At 46.5% G+C, this 18,532-nt stretch carries 15 protein-coding genes and 4 pseudogenes; 8 read left to right on the top strand and 11 right to left on the bottom strand.

Translation table 11 applies throughout. The features are described 5' to 3' along the window. Positions 1–60: 60 nt before the first annotated feature. Positions 61–1,139, top strand: a protein-coding gene (locus tag MN084_RS07025) for an IS3 family transposase (protein ID WP_241085135.1) whose coding sequence is annotated in 2 segments (ribosomal slippage) — positions 61–313 and positions 313–1,139 — 1,080 coding nt in all. Because the reading frame shifts where the segments join, the coding sequence is not laid out codon by codon here. Positions 1,140–1,189: 50 nt separating this feature from the next. Continuing rightward, positions 1,190–1,801: pseudogene (locus tag MN084_RS07020) on the top strand (IS256 family transposase); the annotation flags it as partial. 29 nt (positions 1,802–1,830) lie between these two features. Here MN084_RS07020 and MN084_RS07015 read toward each other — a convergent pair. The 3 genes and pseudogenes from MN084_RS07015 to MN084_RS07005 all read right to left on the bottom strand — a co-directional run. Beyond that, positions 1,831–2,712, bottom strand: a pseudogene (locus tag MN084_RS07015) (IS256 family transposase); the annotation flags it as partial. A gap of 27 nt (positions 2,713–2,739) precedes the next feature. Next, on the bottom strand, positions 2,740–2,910 hold the full coding sequence (locus MN084_RS07010; protein ID WP_241086669.1) for a hypothetical protein: 171 nt from the start codon (positions 2,908–2,910) through the stop codon (positions 2,740–2,742). Positions 2,911–3,000: 90 nt separating this feature from the next. Next, complete coding sequence (locus MN084_RS07005; protein ID WP_320416441.1) at positions 3,001–3,219, bottom strand: hypothetical protein; 219 nt, start codon at positions 3,217–3,219, stop codon at positions 3,001–3,003. Between the two features lie 149 nt (positions 3,220–3,368). On the opposite strand from MN084_RS07005, the gene MN084_RS07000 reads away from it, so the two are divergent. The 3 genes from MN084_RS07000 (at position 3,369) to MN084_RS19435 (ending at position 7,132) form a co-directional block, all read left to right on the top strand. Continuing rightward, positions 3,369–6,407, top strand: a complete 3,039-nt coding sequence (locus MN084_RS07000) for a Tn3 family transposase (protein ID WP_241086558.1) — start codon at positions 3,369–3,371, stop codon at positions 6,405–6,407. A 93-nt stretch (positions 6,408–6,500) separates the two neighbouring features. After that, positions 6,501–6,776 (top strand): DUF4158 domain-containing protein, encoded by a 276-nt coding sequence (locus tag MN084_RS06995; protein WP_241086557.1) that lies wholly within the window; start codon positions 6,501–6,503, stop codon positions 6,774–6,776. Between the two features lie 164 nt (positions 6,777–6,940). Further along, complete coding sequence (locus MN084_RS19435; RefSeq protein WP_445083908.1) at positions 6,941–7,132, top strand: hypothetical protein; 192 nt, start codon at positions 6,941–6,943, stop codon at positions 7,130–7,132. Positions 7,133–7,211: 79 nt separating this feature from the next. Here the strand turns inward: MN084_RS19435 and purB are convergent, their stop codons facing one another. From purB to MN084_RS06955, 8 genes and pseudogenes are all read right to left on the bottom strand, one after another. Beyond that, positions 7,212–8,579, bottom strand: coding sequence for an adenylosuccinate lyase (gene purB, locus MN084_RS06985; RefSeq protein WP_241086670.1), 1,368 nt, complete (start codon positions 8,577–8,579; stop codon positions 7,212–7,214). Between the two features lie 352 nt (positions 8,580–8,931). Then, complete coding sequence (locus MN084_RS06980; RefSeq protein ID WP_241086671.1) at positions 8,932–9,309, bottom strand: hypothetical protein; 378 nt, start codon at positions 9,307–9,309, stop codon at positions 8,932–8,934. Positions 9,310–9,458: 149 nt separating this feature from the next. Beyond that, on the bottom strand, positions 9,459–9,536 hold the full coding sequence (locus tag MN084_RS06975; RefSeq protein WP_330178528.1) for a DUF489 family protein: 78 nt from the start codon (positions 9,534–9,536) through the stop codon (positions 9,459–9,461). Positions 9,537–9,655: 119 nt separating this feature from the next. Next, positions 9,656–10,021: pseudogene (locus MN084_RS06970) on the bottom strand (DUF489 family protein); the annotation flags it as partial. A 138-nt stretch (positions 10,022–10,159) separates the two neighbouring features. Then, entirely contained in the window at positions 10,160–11,248 is a 1,089-nt protein-coding gene (gene mnmA, locus MN084_RS06965; protein WP_241086673.1) for a tRNA 2-thiouridine(34) synthase MnmA, read from the bottom strand. A 156-nt stretch (positions 11,249–11,404) separates the two neighbouring features. Continuing rightward, the gene (locus tag MN084_RS06960) at positions 11,405–12,436 is read right to left on the bottom strand and encodes a type I restriction enzyme subunit R domain-containing protein (protein WP_445083907.1); all 1,032 of its coding nucleotides are present in this window, start codon (positions 12,434–12,436) and stop codon (positions 11,405–11,407) included. Then, positions 12,408–12,635 (bottom strand): DEAD/DEAH box helicase family protein, encoded by a 228-nt coding sequence (locus MN084_RS19430; RefSeq protein ID WP_445083906.1) that lies wholly within the window; start codon positions 12,633–12,635, stop codon positions 12,408–12,410. The genes MN084_RS06960 and MN084_RS19430 overlap by 29 nt, the downstream gene beginning before the upstream one ends. A 79-nt stretch (positions 12,636–12,714) precedes the next feature. Next, positions 12,715–15,754 (bottom strand): annotated as a pseudogene (locus MN084_RS06955) (Tn3 family transposase). A gap of 255 nt (positions 15,755–16,009) precedes the next feature. Here MN084_RS06955 and MN084_RS06950 point away from each other — a divergent pair. The 3 genes from MN084_RS06950 to MN084_RS06940 all read left to right on the top strand — a co-directional run bounded on the left by MN084_RS06950 (position 16,010) and on the right by MN084_RS06940 (position 18,525). Continuing rightward, on the top strand, positions 16,010–16,381 hold the full coding sequence (locus MN084_RS06950; RefSeq protein WP_241086674.1) for a helix-turn-helix transcriptional regulator: 372 nt from the start codon (positions 16,010–16,012) through the stop codon (positions 16,379–16,381). Between the two features lie 223 nt (positions 16,382–16,604). After that, a protein-coding gene (locus MN084_RS06945) for an IS3 family transposase (RefSeq protein ID WP_330178439.1) occupies positions 16,605–17,683 on the top strand; the annotation gives its coding sequence in 2 pieces (ribosomal slippage) (positions 16,605–16,857 and positions 16,857–17,683; 1,080 coding nt in all). Positions 17,684–18,081: 398 nt separating this feature from the next. After that, positions 18,082–18,525 carry a DUF6538 domain-containing protein gene (locus tag MN084_RS06940; RefSeq protein WP_241086675.1) on the top strand — a complete coding sequence of 148 codons (444 nt, stop codon included), beginning with the start codon at positions 18,082–18,084 and terminating at the stop codon, positions 18,523–18,525. The last annotated feature ends 7 nt before the right edge of the window (positions 18,526–18,532 follow it).

The raw sequence follows: 18,532 nt of genomic DNA, 5'->3' as shown, positions 1-18,532 counted from the left end.
GAAATAGAGCCATGACAAGGATGAGATTTCCAATTAGTCTGTATGTTAGGAGATCTCAACATGAAGAAGAAGCGTTACAGAGAAGAGCAAATTATTGGTGCCATCAAGCAGCATGAGTCAGGGGTAAAAGTTGATGACATTTGTCGTCAGTTCGGCATTTCAACCGGGTGCTTTTATAACTGGCGAAGCAAATACGCCGGGATGGATGTCTCAGAAGCCAAACGGCTCAAAGAGCTTGAAAGCGAAAATAACAAGCTTAAGAAGTTACTTGCCGAGAAAATGCTTGAAGCTGAGGCGATGAAGGATGTGCTCTCAAAAAAGTGGTAAAGCCTGCTGATAGAAAACAAATCGTGAGCTACCTTAAGTCGCGGTTCAAATTAAGCGAGCGTAGAGCTTGCCTATTAGTAGGCTTAAGTAGAACCGCTTTTCGGTACGTTACTCAATGGGGAAAAGATGAGCCTCTACGCAAACGGTTACTTGAGCTGGCAAAAAAGCATCCGAGTTATGGTTATTTGTTTTTACATGGCCTCCTGAGAGGAGAGGGGCTTGTGAAAAACAAGAAGCGGACCTACCGAGTCTATAACGAAGAAGGTCTTCAAGTGAGGACTAAAAAACGCAAGAAGATAATACGACCAAGAATGCCAACGATTATGCCCATTGGTAAAAATATACGCTGGTCAATGGATTTTGTCAGTGATCAGTTGGCTAATGGTCGCCGCTTTCGAGTATTTAATGTGATTGATGATTACTCAAGAGAAGTTATTGGCCAGCTCTCTGACTTCTCGATCAATGGTCACCAGGTCGCTCGTTTTTTAACTCAGGTGATTGAGCTAAGGAGCGCTCCGGATCAAATAATCTGCGACAACGGTACTGAGTTTACTAGCAAGGCGATGTTCTACTGGCAAAAAGAAAGTGGCGTTAAGCTAGGTTTTATTCAGCCAGGTAAGCCTACTCAGAATGCGTTTGTAGAAAGCTTAAACGGTAAATTCAGAAATGAATGCTTAAATCAGCATTGGTTCAGGTCCATTGATGACGCTAGACATGAAATTGATCAATGGCGAGAGCACTACAATCACGTGCGGCCTCATAGCGCATTAAATTATTTGTCACCTGTGGCCTTTGTGAATAGGGCCGCTTAGAATGAATTATCTCATCCAAGTCTTGGTATTAAGATGGGGGGAAGGTCAGGCTCTGGCTGTCAGAGAATGAGGGTGCCAAGTTCTGGCTCAATGTACTCACAGAGCTCCAGAATCGCGGCGTGAAGGATATCCTGATAGCCTGTGTTGATGGCCTGAAGGGCTTTCCAGACGCAATCAATACAGCGTTTCCCGAGACTCAGATCCAGCTCTGTATCGTGCATATGGTACGGAACTCGATGAAGTACGTGCCTTGGAAAGACTACAAGCCTGTCACGGCTAATTTGAAAAAGATTTACCAGTCCATCACCAAGGAAGAAGCCTTATTGGCGCTGGATAAATTCTCTGACCGGTGGGACAACAAGTACCCCCGGATCAGCCGCTCCTGGCGTGCCCATTGGGAGAACCTGAACACGCTGTTCAACTACCCGGAGGATATACGAAAGGTGATCTACACGACCAACGCCATTGAGTCACTGAACAGCGTCATTCGCAAAGTGATCAAAAAACGGAAATTATTTCCAACCGATGACTCGGCAAAGAAGGTAATCTATCTGGCAATCCAGGCCGCATCGAAAAAGTGGATAATGCCGATCCGTAATTGGAAACTAGCACTGAATAGATTTATGATTGAGTTCGAAGAACGCTTGGCGGTATATATTTAACCCAGGCAGTTACACAGAAAACTTTACAAGCTCGAGAAATTATCAAGTTCCAGTAGCGCTTCATCTTCGGTGACAGACTTATATATTTTCTTCAGGTCTGCCGTCACTGCCTTGTAGTCTTTCCAGGGCACATACTTCATCGAGTTGCGCACCATGTGAATAATACAGAGCTGGATCTGAGTCTCGGGAAACGCTGTATTGATTGCGTCTGAAAAGCCCTTCAGGCTATCAGGATATTCTTCACGCCGCGATTCTGGAGCTCTGTGAGTACATTGAGCCAGAACTTGGCACCCTCATTCTCTGACAGACAGAGCCCCAACAATTCCTTGTGGCCCTCCATGTTCACGCCCAGTGCTAGATAAATTGCCTTATTGGTCACTTTCTTGTCTTGCCGGATTTTTACGACAATACAATCCAGGTAAATAATGGGATAGACCGCATCCAGTGGCCTAGATTGCCGTTCAATCACTTGTTCAATAACAGCGTCAGTCACTTTGGAAATCAAGGTGGCGGAGACATCAGCACCGTACATTTCTTTAACGGTCGTGACGATTTCTCGTGTTGTCATCCCCTGGGTATACAAGAAAATAATCTTGTCGTCCATGGAAGTAAATCGACGCTGGTGTTTTTTTAACGAGCTTGGGCTCGAAACTCCCAGCTCTGTCGCGTGGTGTATCGAGCTCGAACTGGCCAGCTTCCGTTCGGTTAGTCTTACTGGCATAGCCGTTGCGGTTATTATCAGCTTCGGACTGCTCGTGCCTTTCAAAGCCAAGATGATCATCTAACTCAGCGTTCAGTGCCGCTTCTACCGTAATCTTGGTTAGCATCTGATGGCAGTCTTTGAGGTCGTCTTCCGTCTTGATATTTTTAGCGGCCGCATGAGTGATCGCCTGTAGTTCTTTCTTGTTCATAGTGCCTATCCTCAACCACGCTTGGGTTTAATGATAGATAGTTACACAGAATTCAGGACACCCTCTTAAAATCATCCAGTTCAACTTGTTAAGTACTGCATCGACCGTGATTTTGTCCAGCATTTGCCGGAACTCGTTGTGATCTTCTTCAGTTTTGATGTGATTAGCGGCCGCTTGGAGCTCTTTCTTATCGATCATCTGCCTGTCCTCTCCCTTGTTTGGGTTTAATGATAGGCAGTTACACAGAATTTAGGTCTGTCTCCAGTCTTAGTCCTCAGTTTTTTCCACCTAGCTGCAGTTGTAATCCTTGCAATCTCTGACCGCTATTCTGCGGTTAATTTTTTTTGCATGTGCCTCGCCTCCTTTCAATCCACCCTTGCGCCCAAGCGCAGCAGCAGCGGGGTCTTTACCTTCATCCAGGCTTTCTTCCTCGGCATCGCCGGTCGCCAAGTATACAATGGACTTGGCAAGCTTGTTTGTATCTCGTGGTCTTTTAGATTTATTCATGCCATATAGGGGTCCTAGGGATTTTCCCTCGTAAACGGACATAAACGGCTAGATCCCTTTCCCCGCCTACGTTTCCCGAGAGGGGTACTTTTCGATTTCCGAACATTTTAGGGTAATTTGGCTAGAATCGTGGCCTTTAGGTAACGATTATGACCACAGAGAAACGACTCAAGATCCTCACCGAAGCGGAAATTGTTGACTTGTTCGGCCCGCCAGCACTCAATCAAAACGATCAACGATTCTTCTTCACACTCAATGATATCGAATTGGCCCAGTGCCAGAAGATTCGCAGGCGTGATCAACGCTGCATGTTCGTTGTGTTGCTCGGCTACTTTAAAGTGAAGCCCATTTCTTTGAGTCCCGGCTACCACCAGATCAAGCATGATATTAAATATGTCTGCTCAGAAGTGTTTCCCGGTTCCGGTCTGAGTCCCTTCAATCTAACTCAAAAAACTCGTGTGCGTATCTATCATCGCATATACGAATTAACAAACCATCAACGCTGGGAGAACGAACGGCACAGCGCCGCGCTGACAATAGACCTTCGCGAACACGCACAAGCATGGGCTCAACCGCGAGCGTTGTTTGACAGGGCTATTGAATACTTAGCGGCACAAAAAATTAGCATTCCTGGGTACTCAGTTTTGCAAGACTTGATCAGTGATGTCGTCAGTGCTACCAACGATCAACTCATTCGCCAACTCGAAGACCTCATCTCTGTTGACTTGACTTCTATGTTGTCTGACTTTGTCGAAGGCAATGACCCACTGACTCTACGGCGGTTAAGAATGGCGGCTAAGAACATTACAAGGAGTGAGTTGCAAAAAGAACTCGCCGTACATCAGCACATTCAATCTTGGATGCTAGAAGTCGATGAGGTTTTAAGTCAGCTATCAATATCGTTGAAGAATCAGCAGTACTTTGCTGAAAGAGTGACTTACTATGGTGCCAAACTAAAACGCCAACCTGTTGGTTATCAACGCCTCTACTTGTTGTGCTATTTGCAATCGCGTTGGCAACAGGCACTGGAACGAATAGCCGATGGCTTTGTTCATCATCTTTTTCAAAGAAAACAGAAAGCCAAAATATACGCGAGAGAATCTGTTTATCAAGACTGGCAACGAGCTGCGAGTAACGTCAGTAAAGCGGCGCAAGTGTTGCGTCTTTTTATCGACGACAGAGTAGATCAACAACAACCGTTTGGGGCGTTACGGCAGCATGCTTTTAAACTTCTAGCGGCGAAAGATCTGGAATCCGTTTGCCTGTTTTTGAATGATCAAAAGCGATCGGTTGAAGAGGCCACGTGGCAGTACTTCGATCACCGGGTGAGCTTACGAGAAGGCTTACTTCGTGATCTATTCCTGTGCTTGCACTTTGAAGGCGGTGAAAAAACACAGCGCCTGGCAGCTACACTGCATCGTGCGCAGCGTGATCTTATCGCCGATGGTGAAATCTCAATCGGCGCAATGGATAGCCGCTTGCCTACCAAGAAGCAATTGTCGTTCATGCAAGACTCGAGCGGCGTGATGAATAAAGGTCGGTACGAATGGTTCCTTTACTTGCAAATCCCCAATCGGTTGAATGGCCAGCTCACACTGCCAAATGTGTTTAAATACAGGGCTTTGGAGGCTGATCTAGTCAATCGTGAGCGATGGACAGAAGAAAAAGACGCGCTATTAGAGCGCACCCAGTTGCCTAAATTAGCCGCCAATCCCAACAAACTCATTGACCAAATGGCCAAAAACCTGGGTGTTAGATTACAAGAAGTGAGTCACTATCTAGAACACGATGACAACCGAAATATTATCCTGAGAAACCCCAAAGGAAAGCGCCATTGGCGCTTACCCACGGCCAACAAAAAGTACTTGGTCAATAATCCGTTCTTCCAGCAACTACCCACGACTGGCGTTGCCGATGTGTTGCGAATGGTCGATCGCGACACAGGCTTCCTTGATGACTTTAAGCATGTACTGGGTGCACAGTCGAAGAGCCGAGCACACGAGTATGACCTGTTGGCTATCTTGGTGGGCAACGCGACCAACCAAGGCATTTATGGTATCGCTCAAATATCCGATCGCACTTACGATCAGCTCAGCACCATTCAGGCGAACTATCTGAGGTTAGAAACACTGAACGCAGCCAACGATCGCATCAACAACGCAACGGCTAAGCTTCCGATCTTCAAGCACTACAATATCCAAGAAGATGTTATCCACGCCAGTGCTGATGGTCAGAAGTTCGAATCCCGGCGTGAGACATTTAAAACACGTTACTCGTCAAAATACTTTGGCACGCAAAAAGGCGTGTCGGCCATGAGCTTGATCGCCAATCATGCGGCCATCAATGCTCGTGTGATCGGTGCTAACGAGCACGAGTCCCACTACATCTTCGATCTACTGATGAACAATAGTTCCGAGATCGTGCCAGACGTACTGTCTACCGATACGCACGGAGTCAATCACATCAACTTCGCATTGCTAGATCTCTTTGGGTACAGCTTTGCTCCACGCTATGCTCAGGTGGGTCGTGTCATCAATGAGATGTTCGATGTCAAAGAAGACAAGGATAAGAAAATCCAATTGAGTCTGAAAAAGCCCATCAACACCAAGCTCATCGCGGCTCACTGGGATACTATACAACGGATCATGATCTCACTTTATGAACGCAAAACAACGCAAGCGACATTGGTTAGAAAGCTCTCAGGTTACAAAAGCAGCCACCCGTTACTCGGGGCACTAACGGAATACAATCGTATGGTGAAAGCGAATTATTTACTCAACTACATCGATGACGTCAGTCTGCGCGACTACGTTCAGCGAGCACTCAATCGAGGCGAGGCTTACCACCAACTGCGTCGTGCAATCAGCAACGTCAATGGTGATCAGTTCCGCGGCAGCTCGGATGAGGAGATCCAACTGTGGAACGAATGTGCTCGCCTGGTTACCAACGCTATAATCTACTTTAACTCGGCCATACTCAGTCAGTTGCTGACTAGCTTTGAATATCAGAAGGATGATGAAAAAATCCAGATCGTCAAACAAGCCTCCCCAGTTGCCTGGTACAACATCAACCTGAAAGGCACCTACAACTTCCAAATGAGTGGGAAATTGCCGGATCTGGACGAATTAATGAGCTCAATCGACGGTTATAAGCCTGTTCAGGAAAAGTACCCACATCCGGAAACGTAAGCAGGGCATGGGATCTAGCCGTTTATGTCCGTTTACGAGGGAAAATCCCTAGGACCCCAATTATAGTAATATTCCGGCTTTTACGAGAAGCCTATGCCTTATAAAGAACGCCTGACCGTACTCCACGAAGCAGAAATTAACGATTTATATGGCGTTCCCAGCCTGTCACTGGAAGAAAAACGTATCAGTTTTACTCTGAATGATCTGGAGCAGGACGTTATTAAATCCATCAGGGATCGCAATCATAAATGCTATGCTATTGGGGTTCTGGGGACATTCCGTCCTAAAGTGACACTTATCTCTACAGCCCATACCCCACAAGGCCTACAGAGGTGGCTTAATTTTCATTTTGCACGATTGATTGCATAATTTCATCCAAATCTAGTAGGTTTTGTTCAAAGCTAAAGCTGTAAGTTCCGTTCAAATTGATGTTATGCCAAGCCACTGGCGAAACTTGCTTAATAATTTCCAACTTCTTATCGTCACTTTCCCCCTCAAAATGCTACAGACTAATTGGAAATCTCATCCTTGTCATGGCTCTATTTTTGGGGGAAAGGTCAATCCAGTTCAACGTTGAGTGCTGCATCGACCGTGATTTTGGTCAGCATTGGCCGAAACTCGTTGAGGTCTTCTTCAGTTTTGATGTGATTAGCGGCCGCCTAGGCTATCGCCTGGAGCTCTTTCTTGTCGATCATCTGCCTATCCTCACCCTTGTTTGGGTTTAATGACGGGCAGTTATACAGCATTTAGGTCTGTCTCAAAAGGTTCAAAGAACCAGATCTTCAGCCGATACCTCAGGGACGACTAAATATTCTTAGCCAGCTCTTCTGCATTACCGATATAACTGGCGGGAGTAAGCTTCCGCAGTGCGGCTTTTGCTTCCTCCGGAATCTCCAGTCCATCAACAAAAACTGCCAGCTCTTCAGCCCCTATGCGCTGGCCACGGGTTAGCTCCTTGAGCTTCTCATAGGGTTTCTCTACACCATAGCGCCGCATCACTGTCTGGATAGGTTCGGCCAGAACCTCCCAGTTGGCATCCAGATCTTCCGCCAGACGTTGCGGGTTGGCTTCCAGCTTACTGATCCCTCGCATCACTGACTGAAGGGCGATGGTGGTATAAGCAAGGCCAACCCCCATGTTGCGGAGTACTGTGGAATCTGTCAGATCGCGCTGCCAGCGTGAAACCGGTAGCTTCATGGCCAGATGGCCTAGCAGAGCATTGGCAAGCCCCATATTACCTTCGCCATTCTCAAAATCGATCGGATTTACCTTGTGTGGCATGGTTGACGAGCCAACTTCTCCCGCTATGGTTTTCTGGTTAAAGTAGCCAAGTGATATATAGCTCCAGATATCCCGACAGAAGTCGATGACGATGTTGTTGAAACGGGCGACCGCACCAAACAGTTCCGCCATGTAGTCATGAGGCTCTATCTGAATGGTATAGGGGTTCCAGGTCAATCCCAGCGATTCCACAAAGTTTTCAGCAAACTCAGGCCAATCAACGTTCGGGTAAGCGGAGAAGTGAGCATTATAGTTACCCACGGCACCATTGATTTTACCCTGTAATGTGATATTAGCTATCTGATCACGCTGCCGCTGAAGCCGATGGACCACATTGGCCATCTCTTTGCCAAGGGTCGTCGGGGAGGCTGGCTGACCATGGGTGCGCGATAGCATGGGTTTATCGGCGTGCTCATGGGCAAGTTGGCGAATCGCGTTTATCAGGTCATCCATCTGGGGAAGAAGTACTTGCCCCCGGCCCTCGCGTAACATGAGTCCATGGGAGAGGTTATTGATATCTTCCGAGGTGCAGGCAAAGTGAATAAATTCACTAATCGCTTCCAGTTCCTGGTTACCGGTGATCTTCTCCTTCAGGAAGTACTCCACCGCTTTCACATCGTGATTGGTGGTTCGCTCAATATTCTTTATCCGTTGAGCATCTTCATTGGAGAAATTATCAGAAATACTGTTAAGAATATTATCTGCGTGTCCACTCAGCGCAGGCACCTCTGAGATATCTGGATGCCTGGCCAAGGCCTGCAACCAACGAACCTCAATCAGAACGCGATGCCTAATAAGACCAAATTCACTGAAAATAGGGCGTAAATTGGCTGTTTTTCCACCGTATCGGCCATCTATCGGTGAGACGGCGGTAAGAGTAGAGATTTCCATGGGATACCTATGTCAACTATTTGAACAAAACGATGCATTGTACCATCCCAATTGGCAGAGTGATTAAAGTTTAGTGTCTGCCAAATCATACCGTTTTTACCACCAAGCAGATGAAGAAAAATAAATGTTAACCGGTCTCTTCTCCTCGCGTCTTGCGTGGTGAGTTATTGGTTTCCTGGCGGGTCCCCATTCGTGCTCGGAAACGATCAAAACGGATGCAATGACCCGTAGAATCCACTCAATAGTCCGTATGTGGAGGGTGATATCTGTTAAATCTCATGAGACTTAAACTGGCGCGTCCTGACTTTTTTCACTATTAGTGGCATTGTCATACAGCCCCTTGGATTTCTCTTTATAATGACTCGCCAACTTCGCCGGCTTTCTCCATGGCATCAGCCGATATCTCTTTGGTTTTCCCCCAGGCAGATTTGGACTTTTCGACTACAGTGCTTCCAATCTTACTCCCTGTTTCCTTGGCGGATTGATAAATTTCTTTTGATTTATCCACTGCTTGGCTGGAAATCTCTTTGGTTTTATCCCAAGTCTCCCGTCCCATCTCTTTTGTGGAATCGATAATGCTTTTTTCTCCCGAGGATCTCTCGACGATCGGTGTCTCTGTTGGCTTCTCCATAGCTTCTGGTTGTGTTTGTTCTGCCTGAGGCGAAGTGCTTTCAGTACAGCCGGAAAGCATGAAAGCGAGAGCGAACAGGAGAGCTTGAAATGTTTTCATTAGTTATTCCTTAGGTATCAGTGGAGCCGTTGTTTGAGAAAGTCTCAGAGCGTTCATTTATCATCGGATCAGGTTCCCAGATGCAGACAATTGTAGCATAGGCACTGTTATCACAGTTGAACGATTTACCGAGGTGTAATTTGTGTCAGTTATTGAATCTCTTTTAACAGATGCTTTCGAGCAAAAAGGATCTGGAAACGGCCTCCGCCACATTGTCGCCACAACATGGCTGAGCGCATGCCTGCCAGTAACAAGAGCGCGGATGCGGTTGGCATTTTCGGGGTTTTGCAAATGTGCTGACGGTTGAAGCGTAGATATCAGCTAGCTGAGCAATGATATTGGAATGGGGCAGATTAAAGTGTGAGAGGCGTTCGGTTGCCAGACTGATGCCTTTACTAACTTGTTTTAGCATCTCTCTTTTTTTAGATAGTTTGCGCTCCAGGTTGAGCAGGGCAACCACATAGCGGATGGTGTTTACCTCTTTCAGATCCCCTCCCTCTAATCTGGCAGCCATGGCATTGAGACCGGTGGCAATCCCCAATATCCCGCCATAGACTTCGCTGACTGTATCGGCATCTGTCTGAAAAAGGCTATGGATGCTGGTCTCCACTGCCAAACTGTCCGCCATTCCCCGGTGAGCAATCTGGGAGGCGAGTTCTGCCGCCTGAAACACGCCGGCAATGGCGATACATCGGTCTCTGTCTGTTTTCATTGATCTACATACTTATGCTTGAGGTTCGAATATTCAACCATAATCTATGGATGCGGCATCTGAAAGTTGAATTGCCATTTATTCCTCTCTGTCCTCTGGATCTGCCGGGGCCTTCTGCATCCCATTTTCATATGCTATTCAAAATGCCCGATCGATCACGCCTCCACCAAGACAAACCTCATCAAAATAGAAAACAATGGATTGGCCTGGGGCCACTGCACGCTGCTTCTCTTCGAAAACAACCCGGCAGTGGTCATTTCCAATCTGCTCGATCTCACACATCTGTAACGGTTGGCGGTGACGGATTCGTGCTTGGCATGCAAGCGGGGCCTGGGGGGCCTTTCCTGAGACCCAGTGAAGCTGGGATGCGATAAGCTTCTGTTTTAGCAGGAGTGGATGACTATGTCCCTGTGCGACGATCAGTATATTATTGATGATATCTTTTTCTACCACAAACCAGGGTTCTGCATCCGCATCTGAGCGACCACCGATACCCAGGCCCTTGCGCTGGCCGAGAGTATAGTACATCAGCCCCTGGTGTTCTCCCACCGTCTCTCCTTCGGGGGTCATCATCTGTCCCGGGTTAGTGGGCAGGTACTGGCTGAGAAAATCACGAAATTTCCGCTCTCCAATAAAGCAGATGCCCGTGCTGTCTTTTTTTCTATGGTTTGGGAATCCTGCTTCCTCCGCCAGTTGACGCACTTCACTTTTAATCAGGTGACCCAGCGGAAACTGGCTGTGCTCGAGCTGGGGTTGGCCGAGCATGTAGAGAAAATAGGTCTGGTCCTTGTTTTCATCTTTTGCCCGGCACATGTAAATACCATCTTCTTTGACGAGGGTGCTTGCATAGTGTCCGGTTGCTATCCCATCTGCACCAAGATCCAGGGCATGGTTGAGAAATGCCTTGAATTTTATCTCCCGGTTGCAGAGAACATCGGGGTTTGGTGTCCGTCCGGCCTGGTACTCTTTGAGAAAGTATTGAAATACATTATCCCAGTATTCAGAGGAGAAATTGCTAGTATGGAGCGGTATTGAAAGCTGTCTTGCCACGGCCTCAGCGTCTGCCAGGTCTTCAGCGGCAGAGCAGTATTCAGCCGTGTCATCCTCCTCCCAGTTCTTCATGAACAGGGCTTCGACCTGATATTGCTGTTCCAGCAAAAGAAGCGCGGCGACGGATGAGTCCACTCCGCCGGAAAGGCCGACAATGATTTTCTGCTTCTTGGTCATTGGGGTAATTCTATCTGAAACTCTCGTCTGCCACCTAGGACTCCAGAAGTTGGATGGCAGGTGGTTCTCCATTTTTCAGGACCCAGGAGTCGATGGCGTACGCAGGGCGGCCGGAGCAATAACAGGCTGTTGGGGATTAGGATGTCTCAAAACGCGTCACCAGATCGAAGGCACACTTGTATTCACTGCCATGATTAACCGGTTAACCGCTTCAGGTGTTCTGGCTATCAGACGCAGCTCCAGCACACCGGCATTAAACAGCTCCACATAGTTATCGTAGGGTTCAATCAGTATGCTTTCCTGGGCTCCCGTGTCTGAGAAAAGTGCAATCGCTTGATCGGTGTTTTTCTTGAGATTGCGAAAACAGACAATATTGCCCTGAGACTTCAGCTCGCCCAATATACGGTTGGTACGGGAATAGGCTTGTATCAGGCCGTGGTATTTGAGGTTTTTATCCACATAGAGGGTATTGAGTTTTTTCGCATCGAAGCCAGTGAGAAACATGTTTACAACTAAGAGAATATCGGCACGGTCTTTATCTTTAAAACTCTCTTTATCCCGCTCTTTCATGCGCTTGGCGATATCTTTGTAGTAAGTATAAAAGGCCCTGCTGTCTTTAACCGAGTGTTTGGTTTGGTACATTGCGTTGTAGTCTGCTACACACGCTTCCAGCTTTTCACGGCTGTGCTTATTCTTGATGTCACCCTTTTTAATATCAAAATCGGGATCTCCGATCAGGCCATTGGCATCGGCGTCCTCTTCATTGGTGCCGTAGGTAAAAATAGTAACCATCCGCAAGTTATGGTTGCCTGCTATTTTTTTCCGTTGGAAGCTCTCATAATATTTTATCAGCGTCTCGACATTGCCTACGCACATCATGGCCGAGAACTGTCTGTTGTGGGTTTTTCGATTGTGGTGAGCAACCACCCAATCAACAATGCCGTCGATACGCTTGGGGTTTTCAAAGAACTCCTTCACGTTGATGGCAGGCACCTGCTCATCGACAAGGCTACCGTCTTTGCGCTTCAGCCGGCCCCAGTACTCTATTGAGAACTTGAGTACATTATCGTCAGCAATGGCGTTGGTGACGACATATCGATGCAGGCACTCGCCAAACAGGTCTTTGGTGGTGCGTTTGCCGTACGCATTACCGATGGAATTATCTTTGAAAACTAGGTGTACCGGCAAAGCCAAACAGTTGAACATTACTGAAGAAGGCGACGATGTTTTTATGGGTATCGCCAAACTGCGAACGGTGACACTCGTCAAAGATAAAGACCATGCGTCGCTCTTTCAGGCCATCCATCTGCTTGCGGTGTTTTGGTTTTTTTATCGCCGCGTTGAGTTTCTGAATGGTGGTGATAATGAGAGAGTTCTCCCCCGCCATCTGTTTCACCAGCGCCGTGGTGGGGTCCTAGGGATTTTCCCTCGTAAACGGACATAAACGGCTAGATCCCATGCCCTGCTTACGTTTCCGGATGTGGGTACTTTTCCTGAACAGGCTTATAACCGTCGATTGAGCTCATTAATTCGTCCAGATCCGGCAATTTCCCACTCATTTGGAAGTTGTAGGTGCCTTTCAGGTTGATGTTGTACCAGGCAACTGGGGAGGCTTGATTTGACGATCTGGATTTTTTCATCATCCTTCTGATATTCAAAGCTAGTCAGCAACTGACTGAGTATGGCCGAGTTAAAGTAGATTATAGCGTTGGTAACCAGGCGAGCACATTCGTTCCACAGTTGGATCTCCTCATCCGAGCTGCCGCGGAACTGATCACCATTGACGTTGCTGATTGCACGACGCAGTTGGTGGTAAGCCTCGCCTCGATTGAGTGCTCGCTGAACGTAGTCGCGCAGACTGACGTCATCGATGTAGTTGAGTAAATAATTCGCTTTCACCATACGATTGTATTCCGTTAGTGCCCCGAGTAACGGGTGGCTGCTTTTGTAACCTGAGAGCTTTCTAACCAATGTCGCTTGCGTTGTTTTGCGTTCATAAAGTGAGATCATGATCCGTTGTATAGTATCCCAGTGAGCCGCGATGAGCTTGGTGTTGATGGGCTTTTTCAGACTCAATTGGATTTTCTTATCCTTGTCTTCTTTGACATCGAACATCTCATTGATGACACGACCCACCTGAGCATAGCGTGGAGCAAAGCTGTACCCAAAGAGATCTAGCAATGCGAAGTTGATGTGATTGACTCCGTGCGTATCGGTAGACAGTACGTCTGGCACGATCTCGGAACTATTGTTCATCAGTAGATCGAAGATGTAGTGGGACTCGTGCTCGTTAGCACCGATCACACGAGCATTGATGGCCGCATGATTGGCGATCAAGCTCATGGCCGACACGCCTTTTTGCGTGCCAAAGTATTTTGACGAGTAACGTGTTTTAAATGTCTCACGCCGGGATTCGAACTTCTGACCATCAGCACTGGCGTGGATAACATCTTCTTGGATATTGTAGTGCTTGAAGATCGGAAGCTTAGCCGTTGCGTTGTTGATGCGATCGTTGGCTGCGTTCAGTGTTTCTAACCTCAGATAGTTCGCCTGAATGGTGCTGAGCTGATCGTAAGTGCGATCGGATATTTGAGCGATACCATAAATGCCTTGGTTGGTCGCGTTGCCCACCAAGATAGCCAACAGGTCATACTCGTGTGCTCGGCTCTTCGACTGTGCACCCAGTACATGCTTAAAGTCATCAAGGAAGCCTGTGTCGCGATCGACCATTCGCAACACATCGGCAACGCCAGTCGTGGGTAGTTGCTGGAAGAACGGATTATTGACCAAGTACTTTTTGTTGGCCGTGGGTAAGCGCCAATGGCGCTTTCCTTTGGGGTTTCTCAGGATAATATTTCGGTTGTCATCGTGTTCTAGATAGTGACTCACTTCTTGTAATCTAACACCCAGGTTTTTGGCCATTTGGTCAATGAGTTTGTTGGGATTGGCGGCTAATTTAGGCAACTGGGTGCGCTCTAATAGCGCGTCTTTTTCTTCTGTCCATCGCTCACGATTGACTAGATCAGCCTCCAAAGCCCTGTATTTAAACACATTTGGCAGTGTGAGCTGGCCATTCAACCGATTGGGGATTTGCAAGTAAAGGAACCATTCGTACCGACCTTTATTCATCACGCCGCTCGAGTCTTGCATGAACGACAATTGCTTCTTGGTAGGCAAGCGGCTATCCATTGCGCCGATTGAGATTTCACCATCGGCGATAAGATCACGCTGCGCACGATGCAGTGTAGCTGCCAGGCGCTGTGTTTTTTCACCGCCTTCAAAGTGCAAGCACAGGAATAGATCACGAAGTAAGCCTTCTCGTAAGCTCACCCGGTGATCGAAGTACTGCCACGTGGCCTCTTCAACCGATCGCTTTTGATCATTCAAAAACAGGCAAACGGATTCCAGATCTTTCGCCGCTAGAAGTTTAAAAGCATGCTGCCGTAACGCCCCAAACGGTTGTTGTTGATCTACTCTGTCGTCGATAAAAAGACGCAACACTTGCGCCGCTTTACTGACGTTACTCGCAGCTCGTTGCCAGTCTTGATAAACAGATTCTCTCGCGTATATTTTGGCTTTCTGTTTTCTTTGAAAAAGATGATGAACAAAGCCATCGGCTATTCGTTCCAGTGCCTGTTGCCAACGCGATTGCAAATAGCACAACAAGTAGAGGCGTTGATAACCAACAGGTTGGCGTTTTAGTTTGGCACCATAGTAAGTCACTCTTTCAGCAAAGTACTGCTGATTCTTCAACGATATTGATAGCTGACTTAAAACCTCATCGACTTCTAGCATCCAAGATTGAATGTGCTGATGTACGGCGAGTTCTTTTTGCAACTCACTCCTTGTAATGTTCTTAGCCGCCATTCTTAACCGCCGTAGAGTCAGTGGGTCATTGCCTTCGACAAAGTCAGACAACATAGAAGTCAAGTCAACAGAGATGAGGTCTTCGAGTTGGCGAATGAGTTGATCGTTGGTAGCACTGACGACATCACTGATCAAGTCTTGCAAAACTGAGTACCCAGGAATGCTAATTTTTTGTGCCGCTAAGTATTCAATAGCCCTGTCAAACAACGCTCGCGGTTGAGCCCATGCTTGTGCGTGTTCGCGAAGGTCTATTGTCAGCGCGGCGCTGTGCCGTTCGTTCTCCCAGCGTTGATGGTTTGTTAATTCGTATATGCGATGATAGATACGCACACGAGTTTTTTGAGTTAGATTGAAGGGACTCAGACCGGAACCGGGAAACACTTCTGAGCAGACATATTTAATATCATGCTTGATCTGGTGGTAGCCGGGACTCAAAGAAATGGGCTTCACTTTAAAGTAGCCGAGCAACACAACGAACATGCAGCGTTGATCACGCCTGCGAATCTTCTGGCACTGGGCCAATTCGATATCATTGAGTGTGAAGAAGAATCGTTGATCGTTTTGATTGAGTGCTGGCGGGCCGAACAAGTCAACAATTTCCGCTTCGGTGAGGATCTTGAGTCGTTTCTCTGTGGTCATAATCGTTACCTAAAGGCCACGATTCTAGCCAAATTACCCTAAAATGTTCGGAAATCGAAAAGTACCCCTCTCGGGAAACGTAGGCGGGGAAAGGGATCTAGCCGTTTATGTCCGTTTACGAGGGAAAATCCCTAGGACCCCACCATGGCTGTGAGCAACAACTTTCAGACAATCATTAGCGAATTATTAAGAAGCTGGGCGTAAGCTTTATGTAGAGGCGTGGTTTCTTTGAGAGTACGAGCCACAAGAGCGCCGATGGTGCGCTACACCTCTTTTTCGAAACATGGGTGCAACGAAACAATGTGGCAATGGCTGCATTTGGTTTCAGATAAGAAAAGCACCATGAGTTTTATTTCAGATAAAAAAAGTATCAAGGCTGATTTTGAAGCACAAGTAACAACCGCACTAATGATCCAAAGCAACGCCCTCATCCCATTCAAACTAGCTATACGTTTATGCGGTATCTCGCGGCAAGAGATCAACCGCCGTATAGCGCGCGGGACATTTCCCAAGCCACATAAATTATCAAGAAGAGAAAACTCTGTTCGAATAGCATTCTATCTGAAAGACCTGCATGCGTGGATCAAAAATCCACACATGTATTTGCAGCGTGATTATAATGGATAGATATATTCCAAAAAGGTCAAAGCATGGGATTGCCAACACGGCAATTTCATTTGAATCACTAAGGACTGCATATTTTCAAGCTGCGAAGATTGTTTCTATCTACGGGGACAAATACCTACCGATATTTGAACGGCTTGAAAAAGAATATGTGACCTTTCCCCCAGAAATAGAGCCATGACAAGGATGAGATTTCCAATTAGTCTGTGTATTAGGAGATCTCAAGATGAAGAAGAAGCGTTACAGAGAAGAGCAAATTATTGGTGCCATCAAGCAGCATGAGTCAGGGGTAAAAGTTGATGACATTTGTCGTCAGTTCGGCATTTCAACCGGGTTCTTTTATAACTGGCGAAGCAAATACGCCGGGATGGATGTCTCAGAAGCCAAACGGCTCAAAGAGCTTGAAAGCGAAAATAACAAGCTTAAGAAGTTACTTGCCGAGAAAATGCTTGAAGCTGAGGCGATGAAGGATGTGCTCTCAAAAAAGTGGTAAAGCCTGCTGATAGAAAACAAATCGTGAGCTACCTTAAGTCGCGGTTCAAATTAAGTGAGCGTAGAGCTTGCCTATTAGTAGGCTTAAGTAGAACCGCTTTTCGGTACGTTACTCAATGGGGAAAAGATGAGCCTCTACGCAAACGGTTACTTGAGCTGGCAAAAAAGCATCCGAGTTATGGTTATTTGTTTTTACATGGCCTCCTGAGAGGAGAGGGGCTTGTGAAAAACAAGAAGCGGACCTACCGAGTCTATAACGAAGAAGGTCTTCAAGTGAGGACTAAAAAACGCAAGAAGATAATACGACCAAGAATGCCAACGATTATGCCCATTGGTAAAAATATACGCTGGTCAATGGATTTTGTCAGTGATCAGTTGGCTAATGGTCGCCGCTTTCGAGTATTTAATGTGATTGATGATTACTCAAGAGAAATTATTGGCCAGCTCTCTGACTTCTCGATCAATGGTCACCAGGTCGCTCGTTTTTTAACTCAGGTGATTGAGCTAAGGAGCGCTCCGGATCAAATAATCTGCGACAACGGTACTGAGTTTACTAGCAAGGCGATGTTCTACTGGCAAAAAGAAAGTGGCGTTAAGCTAGGTTTTATTCAGCCAGGTAAGCCTACTCAGAATGCGTTTGTAGAAAGCTTAAACGGTAAATTCAGAAATGAATGCTTAAATCAGCATTGGTTCAGGTCCATTGATGACGCTAGACATGAAATTGATCAATGGCGAGAGCACTACAATCACGTGCGGCCTCATAGCGCATTAAATTATTTGTCACCTGTGGCCTTTGTGAATAGGGCCGCTTAGAATGAATTATCTCATCCAAGTCTTGGTATTAAGATGGGGGGAAGGTCATATGGAGAAAGAAATAGGAAGAGAGAAATGCTTCAAAGAGCGTTAAAAATTTCTGATGAAAATCCAATATAACACCAATTTATAGGGACACAGAATGGGACACTTACTGGGACACATTATGCAACCGTCATTTCGCAAGCTTACGATTAACACATTGTAAAACAACAATAAATACACTCACATATCGACAGTTCGAATCTCTGTCTGTCCGCCACTTACCTTCATCTAATCTTAAGATTTTACCCGTTAACATATTGATATAGCTTGATTGCAGTTTTAATTTGACTGCTTCGGGGTTTTTGTTTACGCATAAATGGTACACAAAAAGAGATAAGAATTGGGTCACATGGATGTCGAACTACGTTTTTAAACGAGGTGAAATTTATTATTACAGGCGGCGTGTTCCTGAATATGTCATGCCATATGAAACAAAAACTATCGTGAAAATATCTCTTAGCACCAGAGATGAAAAAGAAGCGATGCGAAAAGCAGCAATCTATAACGACTATATCGAGGATTACTGGCGCAGTTTAATCAAGACGGATGGTGGTAGCGATCCTGATTCTCAATACCGCGCCACCGTCAAGCTGGCCAAAGCTCATGGTTTTGCCTATAAGAGCGTTACTGAAATCGCCAAGGCACCACTAGAAGATATCGTTCAGCGTAGCATCAAAGTCTATCGAGAAGCCCGAGATTGTCACTTCTGTTTTAGGGGGGGCGCAGCGTCCTCAAGTGCACATAAGCCAATGTATAGAAAAATATTGGCCTACCTGTTCGGACAGATTAACAAATAAATCAGAC

Origin of the sequence: Candidatus Vondammii sp. HM_W22, from assembly GCF_022530855.2 — a bacterium.
GTDB lineage: Bacteria > Pseudomonadota > Gammaproteobacteria > Chromatiales > Chromatiaceae > Vondammii.
The sequence above is the reverse complement of the archived record's forward strand: the minus strand, read 5'-3'. Positions and strand labels throughout refer to the sequence as shown.